Genomic DNA, 1,391 nt, shown 5'->3' with positions numbered 1-1,391 from the left:
TCGTCGCGGTGGACCAGGCGATCGACAGCCCCGCCTCCTCGGCTCGGTGCACCAGGCGCACGTCCTCGTGGACCGGCAGGGGCTCGAACCCGCCCAGATCGCGGTACGCACGGGCCGAGATGCCGATGTTGGCGCCGTGGATGTGCCGGTGGTCGGAACCGGCCCGGTAGCCCTCGAGGTAGCGCACCCGGGTGTCCGGGTTCCACTCGGACCAGTCGGTCACCTCGACCAGACCGGCTACCACGTCGGCGCCGTCGAGTGCCCGGGCCAGCTGGTCGGCCAGCCAGGTGGGGGGCACGCGCGAGTCGGCGTCGGTGGTGGCGTACCAGCGCTGCCCGGACCGTTGCGGCGAGGCGGGTCGCGGGAGGGAGTCGAACCCGACGGCCCGCGCGGCACCGACGTTGCGCGCGTCGCACCGCACGATCCGGGCCCGGCCGCGAGCGAGGGACCCGGAGGCGTCGGTGCAGGAATCGAGGACCACGGTCACCGTCACCGGCACGGGGGTGACCGCGGCGCAGGCCTCGAGCGAGTCCAGACACCCGGGGAGCAGCTCCTGCTCGTCGTGGACCGGGATCACCACGTCGATTCCCACGAAGCGCATCGGGTTCCCTTCAGGTCGCACGGGCGGTGCCGGTGGCGGGGATGGCGTGGGCCGGCCGACGGGCTCTGCTGGTCGGAGTGCTCTGCCGGTCGGAGCGTGCTCCCGTCAGAGGTTGCCGAAGAAGTCCGCCCAGTAGAAGTCCCAGAACGCCCAGAGGATGATCGCGGCCATGGCCAGGAACCACACGACGACGGGGACCAGGTGCCACCGCTGGAGCGCCCGCACCCAGCCGGCGCCGGTGAGCTTGGCCAGGACGTGCAGCAGCGTGTACCAGAACATGGGGATGGTCACGGCCCACACGACCATGCACCAGGGGCAGAGCACCTGGATGGAGAAGATGGACTGGTACGCCAGCCAGTGCACCATCCCCGCGGCGAACGTCAGGCCCAGCAGCGCGCCCACCCAGTACCAGCGCGGGAAGCGCACGCCCGAGGCGGCGGCCACGCCGATCGCGATGAGCACGGCGTAGCCCACCAGCCCGATGAAGGGATTGGGGAAGCCGAAGACCGAGCCCTGCTCGGAGTTGATGACGCTCTTGCAGCTCATCAGGATGGAGAAGTTGCAGGCCGGCATGTAGTCCGGGTTCTCCAGGAGCCGGATCTTGTCCAGGCTGAGCTGGAACGACGCCACCAGGGCGATGACCGACCCGATGGTCAGCAACACGCCCATCCACCGGTCGGTGAACACCCGCGAGACGACGCCGGAGTGGGCGTCGGCGCCGGTGCCCGCGGCGGGGGCGATCGTCACGGGCTCGGCGGGGGCGCCCGTGGGGTCGACGTCCGGGGCGTCT

2 protein-coding genes are annotated in these 1,391 nt (G+C 71.3%); both read right to left on the bottom strand.

The genetic code is table 11. The features are described from left to right. A partial coding sequence (locus G6020_RS05420) for a glycosyltransferase (RefSeq protein WP_182609923.1) occupies positions 1 to 601 on the bottom strand: 601 nt, incomplete at its 3' end. Positions 602 to 706: 105 nt separating this feature from the next. Further along, positions 707 to 1,391 (bottom strand): vitamin K epoxide reductase family protein (locus tag G6020_RS05415; RefSeq protein WP_182609922.1); only part of this gene is annotated, 685 nt, incomplete at its 5' end.

The sequence above is a fragment of the Dietzia sp. B19 genome (assembly GCF_014145155.1).
GTDB classification, from domain to species: Bacteria; Actinomycetota; Actinomycetes; order Mycobacteriales; family Mycobacteriaceae; genus Dietzia; species Dietzia natronolimnaea.
This window is presented reverse-complemented; position numbering and strand designations above follow the sequence as displayed.